Origin of the sequence: Variovorax paradoxus, from assembly GCF_022009635.1 — a bacterium.
In the GTDB taxonomy this organism is placed as follows: domain Bacteria; phylum Pseudomonadota; class Gammaproteobacteria; order Burkholderiales; family Burkholderiaceae_C; genus Variovorax.
In genome coordinates this window covers 1,443,016-1,461,210 of sequence record NZ_CP091716.1, presented here as the reverse complement: position 1 = coordinate 1,461,210, position 18,195 = coordinate 1,443,016, and the positions used below count along the sequence as shown (strand labels likewise).

Sequence of the window (18,195 nt, the reverse complement as noted above, 5' to 3'; positions counted from 1 at the left end):
CTCAGCGCCCCTTGCCGGGCTTGCGCCCGACCATCGCGCACATCGGGCAGAAGCCGAACAGGCCGGTCAGGGCCAGCACCGCGCCCATCAGGCCGGCCGCCACCGCCACGGAGGCCGTGCCCCAATTCATGAAGGCAAAAGCGAGGCTGGCGAGCCCCATGACGATGCGCAGCGCGCGCTCCCAGCCGGGGACATTCTTGACGTAGAACATGGCGATTCCTTCGATCCTTGGTTGTGCGAGGAAGACCCTCGGACACAAGGAGGCGGCGAACCCGCCGAACGGTTCGCGGGAATCGCGAATTCTCTTGCTATTTGTTGAACACCCGGCAGGTGCGCGAGCTGGCGCCCTGCAACCACTTGAAGAAGTTGACCGAGCTGCGCGCGCCCTTGTTCGGCGGCCAGGAATCGAGGATGCGCAGCGTGGTGCCGCGCCCGCTCGGGTCGGCGTCGCCGCGAATGCCGGCGATGACGACCATGTGGCCCGGCCGGCCGGCGCCATCCGCATAGCCGCCGCGGGTGCCCCAGAGCATGTCGAACATGAGCGGGCCTTCCCGCAGCGCGGCACGCAGCGCCTTCAGCGACCACGGCGGCGGCGGGCGCACTTCGAGCCCGTGCGCGGCCGCGAAGCGCCGGCCGCCCTCCATGCCCGCGTCGTGCGTGTCGACGAAGTCCTGCAGCCCGCCGTCGGCCGCGACCAGCTCCGCCGGGGTGCGCGCGACCACTTCCCGCACGTTGGAGCGCGTCATCATCGCGACGCCCGCGGCCCAGCACAGCGGCGCGGCCGGCGGCGGAATCAGCGCGACCGGATGCAGGATGGGCGCGTCGCCCTCGCCGTCGAAGGCGACGTTCTGGGTGCAGGGGCCGGCCTCGCCGTCTTCCACCAGCCAGTGCACGGCCTGCAGGCGCAGCACGGCGGCGCGGGTGCGCGGGCCGTAGTCGCCGTCGGTGACGAGCGCGGGGCTGGGCTGCAGCTTGCGGTTGAGCGCTTCCTGCAGACGCCGGACGTCGGCTCCGCGCCAACCCTGTTTGAGCGTGGTCATCGGCATGCTTTCCTTCCTCTACCCCTTGCTGGAATCGCGGACTTTGGAATACGGGCGTCCGAATTGTCAAAACCGGGGCTGCGAGCGTCTACACGCCGAATGGCGTAGTCAGCGGCCCCGGGCTATGACGCCTGTCCATGGTGCGAGTACATGCGCAGCCGCCGAATGGATGTCGCGGCTGTCGCCTTGGGGACTCGCGAATGCGTCCGACAGGTCGGCCAGCCAGCGGTCGTAGGCGGCGGGGCGCTCGGCATCGGGCAGCCGCAGCAGCGCGGATGGATGCAGCGTGACGAACACGGGCCGGCCGTCCGCGCGCTCGTGCAGCCACGCGCCGCGCTCCGCCTGCACCGCCACCGGCCGGCCCAGCAGGGCGCGCGCGGCGGTCGCGCCGAGCGCCACCAGCGCCTGCGGGCGCACGAGCGCGATTTCGCTGTCCAGCCAGTGCGCGCAGGCTTCGGCTTCGCGCTGGCCCGCCGTCTTGTGGATGCGGCGCTTGCCGCGCAGCTCATACTTGAAGTGCTTCACGGCGTTGGCCAGGTACACCGAGCCGCGCGGCTGGCCCAGTTGCGCCATCGCGCGGTCGAGCAACTGGCCGGCCGGCCCGACGAAGGGCCGCCCGGCCAGGTCTTCCTGGTCGCCGGGCTGCTCGCCGACCAGCATGCGCGCCGCGCCCGGCGGGCCTTCGCCGCACACCGCCTGGGTGGCGAGCGCGCCGAGCGGGCAATCGCGGCATGCATGCGCGGCGGCGCGCAGTTCATCGAGGCTGGCGGGCGCCGCGCGGTCGGCCGGCAGCGGGTGCAGCGGCACCGGCGCGCGTATGCGGCGCGCGGGTGTGGCCGGCGCGTCGATCATCGACTGGCTGCGCGCCTGCGCCGCTTCGGCCAGCGGCCCGATCAGCGCGGCCTCGGGCAGGTTGTGCCAGTAGCGAGCCGGCATCTCGCGGCGCATCATCGCGAGCTTCAGGCGCGCAGGGTTGAAGATGTGCTCGTAATAGACCAGCCACAGCTGCTCGCCCGCATCCGGCGGCGGCTTCTCGCGCCGGTCGGCGCCCTCGCGGAAAGTCAGCGCCTGCCCGTCCCATGCCACGCAGCGTTCGGGCGTGAGGATGGCCCAGCGCATCTGCGCGAAGCGGCGCGCGAAGAACGGCGCATTGGCCTCCACGATGCGGTGGTCGGGCTCGAACCATGCCACGTGGCGCTCGCCCTGCTCGCCTTCCACGCGGGTGAAGCGCACGAAGGCGCGCATCTTGTGGATGTCGCGGTGCACAGCCTTGGCCATCTGCCGGGCCTGCAGCATGTCGGCGTCGAGCGGGTCGTGCCGTAGGGCCGGCTCGTGCGCAAGGCGCCAGAGCAGCCGGTACATGAGCGCCAGGCGCTGCGGCTCGCGATGCAGGATCACATCAGCGCACAGCGCGAGGAACGACGCGGGTACCGGCTGGCGCGCGGCGCTGGCGGGCTCGGTCGCAGGCAAGCCTTCGCCGGCGGGCGTGTCCGCGAACAGGCCGGCGCCGCCCTCGCCCTGCGCGCCATCGCTCCATTCGACATGGTCGGGCGGCACGCCGTTCGCCAGCAACCGGCGCGCCTCGCGGCGAAAGGCGTCGAAGTCGACCGGGTTGTCGAGCCGCACGCGCATGGGGCTCAGAACAGCGCAGCCTGCGCCGGCGTTGCCACGGGAACGGCGGCGGCCATGGCGCCGGCCGCCGGCCGGTGCCCGTCGGCCACCACGAAGGGCAACACCTTGCGCGAAGGCACATGCAGCCGGCGCAGATCGTCGGCGCGCACCCTGCGCACGCGGCGCGCCTGCAGGAGGCGCTCGACCGCCTTCACGCCCAGGCCCGGCACGCGCAGCAGCATTTCGCGCGGGGCATGGTTCAGGTCGACGGGAAAACGCTCGGCATGCGCCAGCGCCCAGGCCAGTTTGGGATCGACGTCCAGCCGCAGCAGGCCGTCGGGCGCGGCCACGATCTCCTGGTGCTCGAAGCCGTAGAAGCGCATGAGCCAGTCGGCCTGGTAGAGCCGGTGCTCGCGCATCAGCGGCGGCGCCACCAGCGGCAGCGCGCGGGCCGCATCGGGGATGGGGCTGAAGGCCGAGTAGTACACCCGCTTGAGCTTGTAGGCGCCGTACAGCGTGGCGCTCGACGCGAGGATGTGGCGGTCGTCGGTGGCGTCGGCGCCCACGATCATCTGCGTGCTCTGGCCGGCCGGCGCGAAGGGCGGCGGTCTGGCCGCAACGGGCGCCGCGCCGGGCAGCGCGCGGATGGGCACCACGCGGCGCGCTTCCTCGCGCGTGTCGTCGATGCGCAGGCGCAGCCGCGCCATGGAACGGCGGATGGCGCTTTCGTTCTTCTCGGGCGCCAGCGCCCGCAGGCCCTCGGTGGTGGGCAGCTCGACATTGATGCTGAGCCGGTCGGCATAACGGCCGGCGCGCGCCAGCAGCTCGTCGCTGGCGTCGGGAATGGTCTTCAGGTGGATGTAGCCGCGAAAGTCGTGCTCCTCGCGCAGCACGCGCGCCACCTCGACCACCTGCTCCATGGTGTGGTCGGGCGACTTGACGATGCCGCTCGAGAGGAACAGGCCTTCGATGCAGTTGCGCCGGTAGAAGTCGAGCGTGAGCTGCACCACCTCTTCGACGCGAAAGCGCGCACGCGGCACGTTGCTCGACGCGCGGTTGACGCAATACAGGCAGTCGTACTGGCAGTGGTTGGTCAGCAGCACCTTCAGCAGCGAGATGCAGCGGCCGTCCGGCGCGTAGCTGTGGCAGATGCCCGCGCCCTCGGTGGAGCCGATGCCCCGGCCGCCCACCGAGTCGCGCGGCTGCGAGCCGCTCGATGCGCACGAGGCGTCGTACTTGGCGGCGTCGGCCAGGATGGCGAGTTTGCGTTGGATGTCCACGGGAGGCCTCGGAATTACTGTATGAATATACAGTCATCGGCCGTCCTGTCAGGCTGCGATTTGTAAGCGCCCCTCCCGCGCCGCGACGCCGTTGCGCCCCCTTCGAACCTTGGCTACCCTCGCTGCCAGATGACCGACGACCCCACGACAACGACAACACTGGCCCCCGCGCCGATTTCCACCACGCTTGCCGAGGACCGCATCGCGGTCAAGTTCTCCGCACCCAACGGCGCCCCCGCCTTCGCGGTGCGCTGGCACGGCGCGGTGTACGCCTACATCAACCAGTGCCCCCATGCCGGTGGACCGCTCGACTTCGAAGGGCAGATCATCGAAAGCTCGGGCCGCTTCCTGATGTGCGCGCGGCACGGCGCGATCTTCGAGCCCGACACCGGCAAGTGCGTCGGCGGCCCGTGCCGCGGCGCGCGACTCACGCCGCTGACGGTGCACGAAAAGGCCGACGGCAGCATCTGGCCGGGCCAGGCCGGGTGAACACAGCAACATTCTTCAGACAGGAGAAAACCATGCGCGACAACAACAAGCTCCCTCGTTCCCTCGCATTGCCGGCGGCGGCGCTCGCCCTCGCGGGCCTGCTGGCGGGCTGCGCCGGCATGTCGGGCGGTTCGGGCACCGGCGGCAAGGCCTACACCGGCATGCGCGTCGGCTCCAGCGCCTTCGCCGACAACGGCACCATCCCGGCCGAGCACGCCGGCGCGGGCGAATGCGGCGGCAAGAACATCTCGCCGCCGGTGGCCTGGAGCAACCTGCCGCCCAAGACCCGGTCGGTCGCGGTGCTGGTGTTCGACCCGGACGGCGCGGCCGGCCTGGGCGTGTCGCACTGGGTGGCCTACAACATCGCGGCCGAGCGCGGCGAGCTGAAGACGGGCGAAGGCCAGGCGGGCACGAACTTCAACTTCACCATGGGCCCGAACGTGGCCGGCGCGCCGGTCTACCGCGGCATGTGCCCGCCGGTGGGCGACCGGCCGCACCACTATGTCCTGACCGTCATCGCTTCCGACCTCGCGCCGGGTGCCCTGCCGACCGGCCTGGCACGCGACGCCCTGCTGGCCGCGCTCAAGGGCCATGCGCTGGGCGGACAGAGCGTGGTGGGCCTCTACAGCCGCTAAACCCTTCGCCCTGCCGGGTAATAATTAAGTCCCCAATCTGACGGCAGCCCGCCAGCCTCGGCTGCAGCTGCTTTTCCGAAAGCCCATCGATGGCCCTGACCGCCGCCGCGTCCGACATTTCCCCGTCATCCGACCTCGACGCCATGTTCGACCTGGCGCCCGTCTCCCTCTGGATCGAAGACTACAGCGGCCTCAAGCGCAAGCTCGACGGCTGGCGCGCCGAGGGCGTCACCGACCTGGTCGCCTACCTGTCCGAAGACCCGCGCCGCGTGAGCGAGTGCATGGCGCTGCTGAAGGTGCTGCGGGTCAACCAGCACACCCTGAAGCTCTTTGCCGCCGACAGCCAGCAGACCCTGCTCGACTCGCTGGACCGCGTGTTCCGAGGCGACATGTCGGCCACCGTGGTGCACGAGCTCGACCAGCTCTGGCGCGGCCAGCTCACCTTCGAGAGCGAGACCGTCAACTACGCCCTGGACGGCCGGCGGCTCGACGTGCGCGTGCGCGCCCGCGTGCTGCCCGGCCACGAAGGCACCTGGGAGCGCGTGCTGGTCTCGCTCGACGACGTGACCGAGCGCGTGGCCGCCCAGCGCCTGCGCGACGAGAGCGCCACCTATGCGCGCAGCCTGTTCGAGCGCTCGCCGGTGTCGCTGTGGGTGGAAGACTTCAGCGCCGTGCGCACGCTGCTCGAGAGCATCCGCGCGCGCGGCATCACCGACTTCGCCACCTTCATCAAGGTGCACCCGGAGTTCGTGACGCGCTGCATGCAGGAGATCCGCGTCATCGACGTCAACCGCGAGACGCTGCGCATGTTCGGCGCGCCCGACCTGCAGACCCTGCTGGGCAGCCTCTCGCGCATCTTCCGCGACGAGATGCGCGAGTCCTTCGCCGAGCAGCTGCAGGACCTGTGGAACGGCAAGACGGTGCAGCACCGCGAGGTGCTCAACTACTCGCTGTCGGGCGAGGTGCTGAACATCCACATGCAGTTCGCGGTGCAGGACGACCGGCTCGACACCTGGGACCTGGTGCTGGTGTCGCTGGTCGACATCACCGCGCGCAAGAAGGCCGAGGCCTACCTCGAATACCTGGGCAAGCACGACGTGCTCACGCAGCTGTGCAACCGCACCTACTTCACCGAGGAGCTCACCCGCCTCGCGCGCAAGGGCCCGTGGCCGGTGTCGATCGTGGCCATCGACCTGAACGGCCTGAAGCAGCTCAACGACCAGGAAGGCCACGCCGCCGGCGACTCGCTGCTGCGCCGCATGGGCGAAGTGCTCGACAAGGCCGTCGACCCGCCGGCCTGGCCCGCGCGCATCGGCGGCGACGAGTTCGCAGTGCTGCTGCCCATGACCGACGAGCGCGGCGCCGAGGCCATGCGCGAGCGCATCCTCACGCTGCTGGAAATGAACAACCAGTTCCACGCCGGGCAGAGCGGCCACGCCCTGAGCCTGGCCATCGGGCTGGCGACCTGCCACGCGGGCGAATCGCTCGAATCGGCGCTGCAGCGCGCGGACCGCGCGATGTATGTCGACAAGGCGCGGCACTACGAAGGCACGCCGGGGGATCGGCGGCGGGCGTAGCCCGCATCTCCAGCCCTTCTCGCTCTGCGCGGCACTCGGCGGGCTTTCGCTCTTGTCTTTCCCGGATCGGCTGATTACGATGCCCGCGCTGTATCGACATGTAGCGCGGCCAATGTCTGTCTGACAGACGAGCCGCCAGTCCCGGGCATCTGAGGGGGTGCACGGGATACGCCAGTTCCCCCGCAGAGGTGGAGAGTGCGAGCATGCCGTTGCGGCGAGGGAGGAGGTTGGTCTGTGACCGGCGTCCCGGTTTCGATCAATCTCGCAAAGGTAAATGCAAATGAAGAAGCGCCATGCCGCCTCGTTGGGCGTGCTCGTCCTGTCCTGTCTCATCGCTTCATGCGGCGGTGGTGGTGGCGGAGGTGGCGGAGGCGGAGGATTCCCCGGGCTGGCACTGCCCCCGGCAGGCGGCACCGCACCGCCGGCCGGAAACCCTGCCGGAGCCTGGCTGACCTTCGATCCCTCGACGGTCGAACTCACGGTACTTCCCAACACGTCCAAGAGCTTCAGCGTCATCGCGACGTCGACCAAGGTTATCTCGGCTCCGGTGAACGTGGGCATCATCGAGCCCAAGGGCGTGATCAACACCGACATCAAGATCTCGAGCAGCGGGCTCAAGTACGTGGCCCTGCTGAACACGAATGCGGCGCTGGCGCCCGGCGTCCATACGGGCAACTTCGAGATTCGCGCCTGCTACGACGCCAACCCGTTGGTCTGCTCACAGCCCGTGGAGGGCTCTCCGTGGCAACTGCCTTACAAGATCACGGTGATCGACCCCGCTTCGCTGCATTACTCCCGCTGGGAGCCGGCGCAGACGACGCCCGGCTTTCTCAGTGACTTCGCTCTGAGTTCCCGCGGCGGCGTTCCGTATGTGGTGACGGCGGGCTTCTACACCAACGTGATGGAGACCTGGACCTCCAGCGACATCGGCAGCACCTGGACCAAGATGACCACCGCACAGGTACCGCCGCTGACGCGGAATTTCGCGCTCGCCAACGATGACAACGCGATCTACCTGAGCGGCGGACAGGCAGGCGGCAGCAGCGCCTACCAGAACCACGTCTGGAAATTCGACGGCACCGACTGGTCACAAAAAACGGCCGCCGCCGAATTCCCTGGCGTCGCGGACCATGTGATGGCCAAAGTCGGCAATGCCCTCTATGTCGTGGCCGGCCGCACCATGGCCGGCATCATGCGGAACGTGTGGAGATCCGACAACGACGGCGTCAACTGGACGCAGGTGTCCCCCAGCCTGCCCGCGGAACTCGGCAAGCCGACCTGCGCGCTGAACTGGAAGGGTTCGCTGCTGCTGGTGGGCGACAAGGTAGCCACCTCCACCGACGGCGCCACCTTCGCCATCGCTGGCGGACTCCCTGCGACCTTCCCCAAGGGCAGCCTGCACTGCGCGGTGCTCGATGGCCGGTTGTTCATCAGCCCAACGTCCAACTCGAGTGTCAGCAGCCCGGAGCAGAACGTCGTGTCGACCACGGACTTGGCCAACTGGCAGCAGGAGCGCACCCGCTCTTTCACGACCCCCGACGCTCCCGGCATGGCCGCCATCAACGGCCGCCTGGTCATCACCACAGGCCAGGGCACGTCGCAGCGCACCACCTACCGCACAGTTCCCTGAGCCCAGGGCAGGTGCCAGTGTCACGGCTTTACTGTGGCACCCGCACCCGCTCCAGCACGAAGTCGATGAACGTCCGGATCGCCCGCGTGTGCTGGCGGTTCGGCATGTAGAGCATGAACATCTGCGTGCCGAAGATCGACAGGCGCCAGTCGTCGAGCGTGGTCGCGACGTCGCCCTTGCGCACGTCCTCCTGCACCACGTAGTCGGGCACGAGGCCGATGCCCAGGCCGGCGAGGATGGCCTGGCGCAGGAACAGAAAGTTCTCTGAAATCAGCGTCGGCTCCAGGATCACCTCGCGCCGGGTCTCGCCCTGGTAGGCCGACACGCGCAGCTGCCGGCCGATGACGGCCGCCGTCACCACCGGCGCGCCCTGCAGCGCGTCGAGCTGCACCGGCAACGGGTGCCGCGCCGCGTAGTCGGCCGACGCGCAGGCCACGTAGCGCACCGGGCCCATCTCGCGCGCCACCAGGTTCTGCGGCGGCTCGGGGATCACGCGGATGGCGATGTCGACCTCGTCGCGCAGCAGGTCTTCGATGCGGTTCTCGAACACCACGTCGAGCACGATGCCGGGGTACTGGCGCTTGAAGTCGATCAGCCAGTCGGCCATGACCAGTTGCCCGTAGCCGCTGGGCACGCTCAGCCGCACGCGGCCCTGCAGGCCCTGGCCCAGCGTGGTGACAGATTCGCGCGCCGCCAGCAGCTCGCCCTGGATCGCCACGCCGTGCTGGTAGAGCCGCAGGCCGATTTCGGTCGGCTCGGCGCGCCGGGTGGTGCGCCGCACCAGTTGCGCGCCCACCGAGCGCTCCAGCTGGTTCAGGTGGTAGCTGACGTTGGCGCGGGTCATCTTGAGCCGGCGGGCGGCCGCGCTCAGGTTGCCGGCATCGAGGATTTCCACCAGCAGGGTGAGCGATTGCAGGTCCATGCACCGATTGTGTCAAAAATCCTTTGACAGTCTGTCAACCGCCTATGCAATTGTCAAAGCCGCAATAGCGGCCAAGAATGCCGGGTTCACCCCAGAGCCTCGAACCCGCCGGTTCGCAACGCAAGAGACAAGCAAGCACATGGCCACCACCACTCCCAGCCCTTCCACGTCCACCGGTCCCGTCACCTTCGAGCGTCGAGGCGACGTCTTCGTGGTGACCATCGACAACCCGCCCGTCAACGCCCTGGGCGTGGACGTGCGCCGCGGTCTCGTGGCCGCCATCGACGCGGCCGAGGCCGACGGCGCCGCCAAGGCGGTGCTGATCGTCGGCGCGGGCCGCAACTTCATCGCGGGCGCCGACATCCGCGAATTCGGCAAGACGCCGCAGCCGCCCTCGCTGCCCGAGGCCTGCCTGAAGATCGAGAACTGCACCAAGCCGGTGGTCGCCGCCATTCACGGCGCCGCGCTCGGCGGCGGGCTGGAGGTGGCGCTGTCGGCCCACTACCGCCTCGCCTCGCCCACCGCCAAGCTAGGCCTGCCCGAAGTGGCGCTGGGCCTCTTGCCCGGCTCGGGCGGCACGCAGCGCGCGCCGCGCCTCATCGGCGTGAAGCCCGCGCTCGAGCTGATGCTCAGCGGCCGCCATGCGGGCGCCAAGGAAGCGCTGTCGCTGGGCCTCGTCGACCGCCTGGGCAACGACGCCGACGCGCTGGCCGAAGGCCTCGCCTATGCGAATGAACTGGTCGCCGCCAAGGCGCCGGTGCGCCGCACCCGCGACGCCGGCGCGCTGGCCGACAAGGAAGCCAGCCGCGCCGCCCTCGAAGCCGCGCGCGCCGACACCGCCAAGAAGAGCCGCGGCCTGTTCTCGCCGATGAAGATCATCGAGGCCGTCGAAGGCGCGCTCACGCTGCCCTTCGACGAAGGCATGGCGCTGGAGCGCAAGCTGTTCCTGCAGTGCATCGACAGCCCGCAGCGCGCCGGCCTGATCCACGCCTTCTTCGCCGAGCGCGAAGTGCTCAAGGCGCCCGAGACCCGTTCGGCCAAGCCGCGCCCGCTGGAGTCGGCCGGCATCGTCGGCGGCGGCACCATGGGCGCGGGCATCGCCGTGGCCATGCTCGACGCCGGCATGCCCGTGACCATGATCGAGCGCGACGACACGCAACTCGCGCGCGGCCGCGCCAACGTCGAGAAGGTGTACGACGGCCTCATCAAGAAGGGCCGCCTGACGCCCGAGGCCAAGGCGGCCGTCATGGCGCGCTTCTCGGGCTCGACCAGCTACGACGCACTCGCCAGCGTCGACATCGTGGTCGAAGCCGTGTTCGAGGAAATGGGCGTCAAGAAGGCCGTGTTCGCCGAACTCGACCGCGTGTGCAAGCGCGGCGCGGTGCTGGCCACCAACACCTCGTACCTGGACATCGACGAGATCGCCGCCAGCATCTCGCGTCCGCAGGACGTGGTGGGCCTGCACTTCTTCTCGCCCGCCAACATCATGAAGCTGCTGGAGATCGTGGTGCCCGCCAAGGTGAGCGCCGACGTGGTCGCCACCGGCTTCGAGCTGGCGAAAAAGCTCAAGAAGGTGCCGGTGCGCGCCGGCGTGTGCGACGGCTTCATCGGCAACCGCATCCTGGCCGTGTACCGCCAGGCCGCCGACCACATGATGGAAGACGGCGCCTCGCCCTACCAGATCGACGAGGCGGTGCGCAACTTCGGCTACCCGATGGGCCCGTTCCAGGTGTCCGACCTGGCCGGCGGCGACATCGGCTGGGCCACGCGCAAGCGCAAGGCCGCCACGCGCGACCCCGAGGCGCGCTACGTGCAGGTGGCCGACCGCATCTGCGAACGCGGCTGGTTCGGCCAGAAGACGCAGCGCGGCTACTACCTGTACCCCGAAGGCGCGCGCACCGGCGTGCCCGACCCCGAGGTGCTGGCCATCATCGACGCCGAGCGCGAGCGCGCCGGCATCAAGCCGCGCGCCTTCACCGAGGAAGAAATCATGCGCCGCTACATGGCCGCGATGATCAACGAAGGCGCCAACGTCGTGCTCCAGCGCATCGCGCTGCGCCCGCTCGACGTGGACGTGACCTTCCTCTACGGCTACGGCTTCCCGCGCCACCGCGGCGGCCCGATGAAGTACGCCGACACCGTGGGCCTGCCCAAGGTGCTGGCCGACATCCAGGAATTCGCGAAGGAAGACCCGATCTTCTGGAAGCCCTCGCCACTGCTGGTGCAGCTGGTCGAGCGCGGCGCCGATTTCGCCAGCCTCAATCAATCCGAGTAATCACAGAGCCAGCCGTCCAGGAGACATCCCCATGCGTGAAGCCGTCATCGTTTCCACCGCCCGCACCCCGCTCACCAAGGCGCACCGCGGCGAATTCAACATCACCCCCGGCCCCACGCTGGCAGCCTTCGCCGTGAAGGCGGCCGTCGAGCGCTCGGGGCTCGACCCCGCGCTGATCGAGGATGCGATCCTCGGCTGCGGCTACCCCGAAGGCACCACCGGCCGCAACATCGCGCGCCAGGCCATCATCCGCGCCGGCCTGCCGATCGGCATCGCCGGCACCACGGTGAACCGCTTCTGCGCCTCGGGCCTGCAGGCGATCGCGATGGCGGCAGGCCGCATCGTGGTGGACGGCGCGCCGGCCATGATCGCGGGCGGCGTGGAAAGCATCTCGCAGATCCGCTCGCGCAGCGCCACCGACAGCGGCGACAGCGGCATGGACCCGTGGATCGTCGAGCACAAGCCCGAGCTGTACATGGCGATGATCGAAACGGCCGACATCGTGGCCAAGCGCTACAACATCAGCCGCGAAGCGCAGGACCGCTTCTCGGCCGAGAGCCAGCGCCGCACCGAAGAAGCGCAGATCGCCGGCCGCTACAAGGACGAGATCGTCGCCTGCACCACCACCATGGCCGTGACCGACAAGGAAACCAAGGAAGTCACCTACCGCGAAGTGACGGCCACCGAAGACAACTGCAACCGCCGCGGCACCACCTACGAGGCGCTGGCCAAGCTCAAGCCCGTGATGGGCGAAGACAAGTTCGTCACCGCCGGCAACGCCTCGCAGCTGTCGGACGGCGCATCGGCCTGCGTGCTGATGGAAGCCAAGGACGCCGAGCGCGCCAACGTCAAGGCACTGGGCGCCTTCCGCGGCCTCGCGGTGGCCGGCTGCGAGCCCGACGAGATGGGCATCGGCCCGGTGTTCGCGGTGCCCAAGCTGCTCGCGCGCCACGACCTGAAGGTGCAGGACATCGGCCTGTGGGAACTCAACGAAGCCTTCGCCTCGCAGTCGATCTACTGCCAGGACAAGCTGGGCATTCCGTCGGAACTGCTCAACGTGAACGGCGGCGCGATCTCCATCGGCCACCCCTTCGGCATGACCGGCGCGCGCCTGGCCGGCCACGTGCTCATCGAAGGCAAGCGCCGCGGCGCGAAGTACGCCGTGGTCACGATGTGCATCGCTGGCGGCATGGGCGCTGCCGGCCTGTTCGAAATCTATTGAGGAGCCTGCGATGGACCTGAACTTCACCACCGAAGAAGAAGCCTTCCGCAGCGAAGTGCGCGCCTTCCTGGCCGCCAAGCTGCCGGTGCGGCTGTCCGAGAAAGTGCGCAGCGGCAAGATCCTCGAGAAGGCCGACATGCAGGAATGGCACGCCATCCTCAACGAGCGCGGCTGGCTCGCCAACCACTGGCCGGAGCAGTACGGCGGACCGGGCTGGACGGCGGTGGAGAAGTTCATCTTCGAGAATGAATGCGCGCTGGCCTTCGCACCGCGCATCGTGCCCTTCGGCGTGAACATGCTCGGCCCGGTGCTCATCAAGTACGGCAACGAGGCGCAGAAGAGCCATTGGCTGCCTCGCATCCTGAACGGCGCCGACTGGTGGTGCCAGGGCTATTCGGAACCCGGCGCGGGTTCCGACCTGGCTGCGGTGAAGACTTCGGCCGTGCGCGGCATCGACGCGCAGGGCGACCACTACATCGTGAACGGCCAGAAGACCTGGACCACGCTGGGCCAGCACGCCAACATGATCTTCTGCCTGGTGCGCACCAACCGCGAGGCGAAGAAGCAGGAAGGCATCAGCTTCCTGCTGATCGACATGAACTCGCCCGGCGTGGAAGTGCGCCCGATCATTACGCTCGACGGCGAGCATGAAGTCAACGAGGTGTTCTTCTCCGACGTGCGCGTGCCCGCCGAGAACCTCGTGGGCGAGGAGAACAAGGGCTGGACCTGCGCCAAGTACCTGCTGACCTACGAGCGCACCAACATCGCGGGCGTGGGCTTCTCGGTGGCCGCGCTCGAACAGTTGAAGGGCATCGCGGCCACGCAGACCAAGAACGGCAAGCCGCTGGCGGAAGACCCGGCCTTCGCGGCGCGCATGGCGCGCGTCGAGATCGACCTGGAGAACATGAAGACCACCAACCTGCGTGTGATCGCGGCGGTGGCCGGCGGCGGCGTGCCGGGCGCGGAAAGCTCGATGCTGAAGATCCGCGGCACCGAGATCCGCCAGGAGATCTCGTCGCTGGCCCGCCGCGCGATGGGCGTGTATGGACGCCCCTTCGTTGCAGAGGCGCTGAAGGATGGCTACACCGGCGAGACCTTCGGCCCCGACTACGCATCGGCCGCCGCCTCGCGCTACTTCAACAACCGCAAGCTGTCGATCTTCGGCGGCTCCAACGAAATCCAGAAGAACATCATCTCCAAGATGATCCTCGGGCTGTAAAGGAGACATGCCATGAACTTCGAACACACCGAAGACCGGCGCATGCTCGCCGACAGCCTGAACCGCTTCATCAGCGAGCAGTACGCCTTCGACGCGCGCGACCGCATCGCGAAGTCGGAGCACGGCTTCAGCAAGGAAATCTTCCAGCAGTTCGCCGAACTGGGCGTGATCGGCGCCCTCTTCAGCGAAGCCGATGGCGGCTTCGGCGGCGGCGGCTTCGACATCGCGGTGGTCTTCGAGGCACTGGGCCGCGGCCTCGTGGTCGAGCCGCTGCTGGGCGCGGTGATGGTCGGCGAGGCGATCAGCGCCGCCGGCACCGATGCGCAGAAAGAAAAGCTCGCAGACATCATCAACGGCGTGACCGTAGCGGCCTTCGCGCACGACGAGGCCGACACGCACTACGAACGCACGCGCGTGGCAACCAGGGCAGAACGCAATGGCGACGGCTGGGTGCTGCACGGCGCCAAGGCCGTGGTACCGCAGGGCGAGCAGGCCGACCTGTTCCTGGTCTCGGCCCGCACCTCGGGCAATGTCGACGACGAAGCCGGCATCTCGCTGTTCCTCGTGCCCGCCAAGACCGCGGGCCTCACGGTGCGCGGCTGCCCCGCCATCGACGGCGGCCGCGTGGCCGAGCTCTCGTTCGACGGCGTGAAGCTGGGCGCCGACGCGCTGCTGGGCACCGAAGGCCAGGGCCACGCCACGCTGGAGCGCGCCATCGGCCGCGGCGTGCTCGCGCTGTGCGCCGAAGCGCTTGGCGCCATGGAAGCCGCCAAGACCGCGACGCTGGAATACCTGCGCACGCGCAAGCAGTTCGGCACGCTGATCGGCAGCTTCCAGGCCCTGCAGCACCGCATGGCCGACCTGCTGCTGGAGATCGAACAGGCCCGCTCGGCCGTCATCAACGCGGCAGCCGCCATCGACACCGGCGAGCGCCTGGCGCGCGAGCGCGCGCTGTCGGCCGCAAAGTTCAGCATCGGCCGCATCGGCGCGCTGGTGGCGCAAGAGAGCATCCAGATGCACGGCGGCATCGGCATGACCTGGGAACTGCCCCTGCCCCACTACGCCAAGCGCCTGGTGATGATCGACCACCAGCTGGGCGACGAAGACCACCACCTGCAGCGCTACATCGCCCTGGGCAAGGAGGTGGCGGCATGAGCGACACGACGAACAGGACAGTGCTGATCTCGCAGGAAGGCGCCGTGCGCATCCTGACCAACAGCAACCCCGCCGCGCGCAACGCGATCACGCCCACGCTGTATGCCGAGCTGAGCGCGGCGCTGGCCGACGCGGAAAAAGACCCCGAGGTGGGCGCCATCGTCTTCACCGGCGCGGGCGACTTCTTCTGCTCCGGCGGCGACCTGAACCTGCTGGCCAAGCGCCGCGAGCTGCCAATGGCCGAGCGCCGCCAGATCCTCGAGGGCCTGAACAACCTGATCCGCGCGCTGCGCGATTGCGGCAAGCCGGTGATCGCTGCCGTCGAAGGCGGCGCCGCCGGCGCGGGCCTGTCGATGGCGCTGGCCTGCGACATGCTGGTGTCGGCGCGCGACGCCTTCTACACCGTGGCCTACGTCAAGGTCGGCCTCACGCCGGACGGCGGCGCCACGGCCTTCCTGGCGGAGTTCGTCTCGCGTCAGGTGCTGACCGAGCTGTGCCTGACCGGCGACCGCATGCCGGCCGAGCGCCTGCATGCGCTGGGCGCCGTCAACCGCCTGACCGACAAGGGCGCCGCGCTGGCCGAAGCCATCGCGCTCGCGGCCAAGGTGGCCAGCGGCCCGCAGCGCGCCAGCGCGCGCATCAAGACGCTGTGCCGCCAGGCGCACCACGCCACGCTGGAAGAGCAGCTCGACGCCGAGGCCGTGTTCATGGTCGAGTCGCAGGGCGACGCCGAAGCGGCCGAAGGCATCGGCGCCTTCCTGGGCAAGCGCAAGGCCGACTTCGTGGCACTGCGCCGCGCCGGCGGCAAGGCGGACGCGTCCTGACACTTGCCCTGCCCGCCCCCTGCGCACGCGCACGGGGCTTTTCGTTTTTCCTGGAGTTGTCATGTCTTCGCTGAATTCCTCGCTGCCGCTTGCAGGCGTGCGCGTCCTCGATCTGTCCCGCATCCTCGCGGGCCCCTGGTGCGGCATGGTGCTGGCCGACATGGGCGCCGAGGTCATCAAGGTGGAGCACCCGGGCCGCGGCGACGACACCCGCGACTGGGGCCTGCGCGTGGGCAAGACCGAGACCGCCTATTTCAACAGCGTGAACCGCAACAAGCGCTCGGTCACGCTCGACCTGCAGACGCCCGAAGGCCAGCAGCTCGCGCGCGACCTTGCCAAGCAATGCGACGTGGTGATCCAGAACTTCAAGTTCGGCGGCATCGACAAGCTGGGCCTGGGCTACGAACAGCTGCGCAAGGAGAACCCGCGCCTCATCTACTGCTCGATCTCGGGCTACGACCGCACCGGCCCCGAGGCCGCGCGCCCCGGCTACGACCTCGTGGTGCAGGGCGAGGCCGGCCTGATGGCGCTGAACGGCGAGGCCGACCAGCCGCCGCTGAAGTTCGGCGTGGCCGCGGTGGACCTGTTCACCGGCATGTACTCGGCGCAGGCCATCCTGGCAGCGCTGTACCAGCGCGAGAAAACCGGCCAAGGCCGGCACGTGGAGATGGCCCTGTTCGACTGCGGCCTGATGATCACCGCCTACTACGGCCTCGAGGCGCTGCTGATGGGCGAAGACCCGCCGCGCTACGGCAACTCGCATCCGTCGATCGTGCCCTACGGCGTGTTCGACGCGGCCGACGGCCCGCTGGTCATCACCGTGGGCAACAACGCGCAGTTCGCACGCTTCTGCACCGAGGTGATCGGCCGGCCCGACCTCGCGGCAGACGAGCGCTTCAAGACCAACATCCTGCGCTCGGCCAACCGCGCGGTGCTGCTGCCCGAGCTGCACGCCGAACTGGCCAAGCGCCAGCGCGCCGACCTGCTGGAGAAGCTCACCGCCGCCGGCATTCCCTGCGGCGAGGTGCTGGGCCTGCTGGAGGCGCTGCAATCCAAGCGCGCGAGCGACGCCGGCCTGGTCACCACGCAGCCGCATCCGGTGGCCGGCACGGTCAACGTGCTGGCGCCGCCCTACCGCTTCGACGGCGAGCGCCTGCCGGTGCGCAGCGCGCCGCCTACCCTGGGCGAAGGCACGCACGACGTGCTGCAGTCCCTTCTTGGCCTGTCGGACGAAAAGCTGGCGGCGCTGAAAACGAGCGGCGTCGTCTGAACAAGACAGGCGCCCGCATTTCCTGAGTAGACAAGACCCAATGGCATCCCTTTCTTCCCTTCGCAATCCCGTTCGCCGCGCCCTTCTCGCGCTCGCCCTGCCCCTGGTGGCCGGTGCCGCCTTCGCACAGGCCTGGCCCGCCAAGCCGATCACGCTGATCGTGCCCTTCCCGCCCGGCGGCCCGACCGACGTGGCCTCGCGCATCGTGGCGCAGAAGATGTCGGTCGCGCTCAAGCAGAGCATCGTGATCGACAACCGCAGCGGCGCATCCGGCACCGTGGGCGCCGCCACCGCGGCGCGCGCGCCGGCCGACGGCTACACCTTCGTGATGCTGGCCACGCCCACCCTGCTGGCCTCGCACCTGTACGGCCCCACCGGCTACGACATCTTCAAGAACTTCACGCCCGTGGGCTCGGTGTACGACCTGCCGATCGTGCTGGTGGTGAACCCCAAGTCGCTGCCCGACGTGAACGGCGTGCAGGACTTGATCGCCAAGGCCAAGGCCGAGGGCGGCAAGCTCAACTACACCACCGCCGGCGCCGGCAGCTTCGGCCACCTGACGACCGAGCAGCTCAAGACCATCGGCAAGTTCGACATGCAGCACGTGCCCTACCGCGGCAGCGCGCCGGCCGTGACCGACCTGATCGGCGGCCAGGTGCCCGCGATGTTCTCGGACCTGGTGGGCGTGCTGCCGCACATCAAGGCCGGCAAGCTGCGCGCCATTGCCGTGGGCTCGGGCAAGCGCGTGAGCCTGCTGCCCGACGTGAAGACGGTGGCCGAGCAGGGCTTCCCCGGCTTCGACGCCACCTCGTGGGGCGGCCTGCTGGCTCCGGCCGGCACGCCCAAGGACGTGATCGACCGCATGAGCGCCGCGCTGAAGACCGCGCTGGCCGACAAGCAGGTGCAGGAAAAGCTGGAAAGCGTAGGCTCCTTCGCGGCCTACCGCACCCCGGAGCAGACCGGCGTGCGCATGCACGAGGACTTCGAGCGCTGGGGCAAGGTGATTCGCGACAACCACATCACGAACCAGTAAAACGATTCGGGCC

Annotated in this window: 16 protein-coding genes; 11 read left to right on the top strand and 5 right to left on the bottom strand. The window is 69.2% G+C overall.

Annotation, left to right across the window (positions count from 1 at the left end):
- Position 1: 1 nt before the first annotated feature.
- The 4 genes from L3V85_RS06865 to L3V85_RS06850 all read right to left on the bottom strand — a co-directional run bounded on the left by L3V85_RS06865 (position 2) and on the right by L3V85_RS06850 (position 3,931).
- Complete coding sequence (locus tag L3V85_RS06865; protein ID WP_237678633.1) at positions 2-211, bottom strand: YgaP family membrane protein; 210 nt, start codon at positions 209-211, stop codon at positions 2-4.
- A 97-nt stretch (positions 212-308) separates the two neighbouring features.
- Complete coding sequence (locus L3V85_RS06860; protein ID WP_237678632.1) at positions 309-1,040, bottom strand: peptidoglycan-binding protein; 732 nt, start codon at positions 1,038-1,040, stop codon at positions 309-311.
- Between the two features lie 108 nt (positions 1,041-1,148).
- The gene (locus L3V85_RS06855) at positions 1,149-2,672 is read right to left on the bottom strand and encodes a UdgX family uracil-DNA binding protein (protein WP_237678631.1); all 1,524 of its coding nucleotides are present in this window, start codon (positions 2,670-2,672) and stop codon (positions 1,149-1,151) included.
- Positions 2,673-2,677: 5 nt separating this feature from the next.
- Positions 2,678-3,931, bottom strand: a complete 1,254-nt coding sequence (locus L3V85_RS06850; protein WP_237678630.1) for a putative DNA modification/repair radical SAM protein — start codon at positions 3,929-3,931, stop codon at positions 2,678-2,680.
- Between the two features lie 129 nt (positions 3,932-4,060).
- Here L3V85_RS06850 and L3V85_RS06845 point away from each other — a divergent pair, with 129 nt between their 5' ends.
- The 4 genes from L3V85_RS06845 to L3V85_RS06830 all read left to right on the top strand — a co-directional run bounded on the left by L3V85_RS06845 (position 4,061) and on the right by L3V85_RS06830 (position 8,262).
- Positions 4,061-4,420, top strand: a complete 360-nt coding sequence (locus L3V85_RS06845) for a Rieske (2Fe-2S) protein (RefSeq protein WP_237678629.1) — start codon at positions 4,061-4,063, stop codon at positions 4,418-4,420.
- 32 nt (positions 4,421-4,452) lie between these two features.
- Positions 4,453-5,055 carry a YbhB/YbcL family Raf kinase inhibitor-like protein gene (locus L3V85_RS06840; protein WP_237678628.1) on the top strand — a complete coding sequence of 201 codons (603 nt, stop codon included), beginning with the start codon at positions 4,453-4,455 and terminating at the stop codon, positions 5,053-5,055.
- 89 nt (positions 5,056-5,144) lie between these two features.
- Positions 5,145-6,632 (top strand): sensor domain-containing diguanylate cyclase, encoded by a 1,488-nt coding sequence (locus L3V85_RS06835; RefSeq protein ID WP_237678627.1) that lies wholly within the window; start codon positions 5,145-5,147, stop codon positions 6,630-6,632.
- A gap of 280 nt (positions 6,633-6,912) precedes the next feature.
- Positions 6,913-8,262: a hypothetical protein gene (locus tag L3V85_RS06830; RefSeq protein ID WP_237678626.1), complete on the top strand. Its 1,350-nt coding sequence runs from the start codon at positions 6,913-6,915 to the stop codon at positions 8,260-8,262.
- Positions 8,263-8,290: 28 nt separating this feature from the next.
- Here L3V85_RS06830 and L3V85_RS06825 read toward each other — a convergent pair whose 3' ends face one another.
- Positions 8,291-9,184 (bottom strand): LysR family transcriptional regulator, encoded by an 894-nt coding sequence (locus L3V85_RS06825; protein ID WP_237678625.1) that lies wholly within the window; start codon positions 9,182-9,184, stop codon positions 8,291-8,293.
- 139 nt (positions 9,185-9,323) lie between these two features.
- On the opposite strand from L3V85_RS06825, the gene L3V85_RS06820 reads away from it, so the two are divergent.
- The 7 genes from L3V85_RS06820 to L3V85_RS06790 all read left to right on the top strand — a co-directional run bounded on the left by L3V85_RS06820 (position 9,324) and on the right by L3V85_RS06790 (position 18,182).
- On the top strand, positions 9,324-11,459 hold the full coding sequence (locus L3V85_RS06820; RefSeq protein WP_237678624.1) for a 3-hydroxyacyl-CoA dehydrogenase NAD-binding domain-containing protein: 2,136 nt from the start codon (positions 9,324-9,326) through the stop codon (positions 11,457-11,459).
- A 31-nt stretch (positions 11,460-11,490) separates the two neighbouring features.
- Positions 11,491-12,681 (top strand): acetyl-CoA C-acyltransferase, encoded by a 1,191-nt coding sequence (locus tag L3V85_RS06815; RefSeq protein WP_237678623.1) that lies wholly within the window; start codon positions 11,491-11,493, stop codon positions 12,679-12,681.
- Between the two features lie 10 nt (positions 12,682-12,691).
- Entirely contained in the window at positions 12,692-13,900 is a 1,209-nt protein-coding gene (locus L3V85_RS06810) for an acyl-CoA dehydrogenase family protein (protein WP_237678622.1), read from the top strand.
- Positions 13,901-13,912: 12 nt separating this feature from the next.
- Positions 13,913-15,055 carry an acyl-CoA dehydrogenase family protein gene (locus tag L3V85_RS06805; protein ID WP_237678621.1) on the top strand — a complete coding sequence of 381 codons (1,143 nt, stop codon included), beginning with the start codon at positions 13,913-13,915 and terminating at the stop codon, positions 15,053-15,055.
- Positions 15,052-15,879, top strand: a complete 828-nt coding sequence (locus tag L3V85_RS06800; protein ID WP_237678620.1) for an oxepin-CoA hydrolase, alternative type — start codon at positions 15,052-15,054, stop codon at positions 15,877-15,879. Before L3V85_RS06805 ends, L3V85_RS06800 begins: the two co-directional genes overlap by 4 nt.
- A gap of 61 nt (positions 15,880-15,940) precedes the next feature.
- Positions 15,941-17,149, top strand: coding sequence for a CaiB/BaiF CoA transferase family protein (locus tag L3V85_RS06795; protein WP_237678619.1), 1,209 nt, complete (start codon positions 15,941-15,943; stop codon positions 17,147-17,149).
- 40 nt (positions 17,150-17,189) lie between these two features.
- Entirely contained in the window at positions 17,190-18,182 is a 993-nt protein-coding gene (locus L3V85_RS06790; protein ID WP_237678618.1) for a Bug family tripartite tricarboxylate transporter substrate binding protein, read from the top strand.
- Positions 18,183-18,195: the final 13 nt, after the last annotated feature.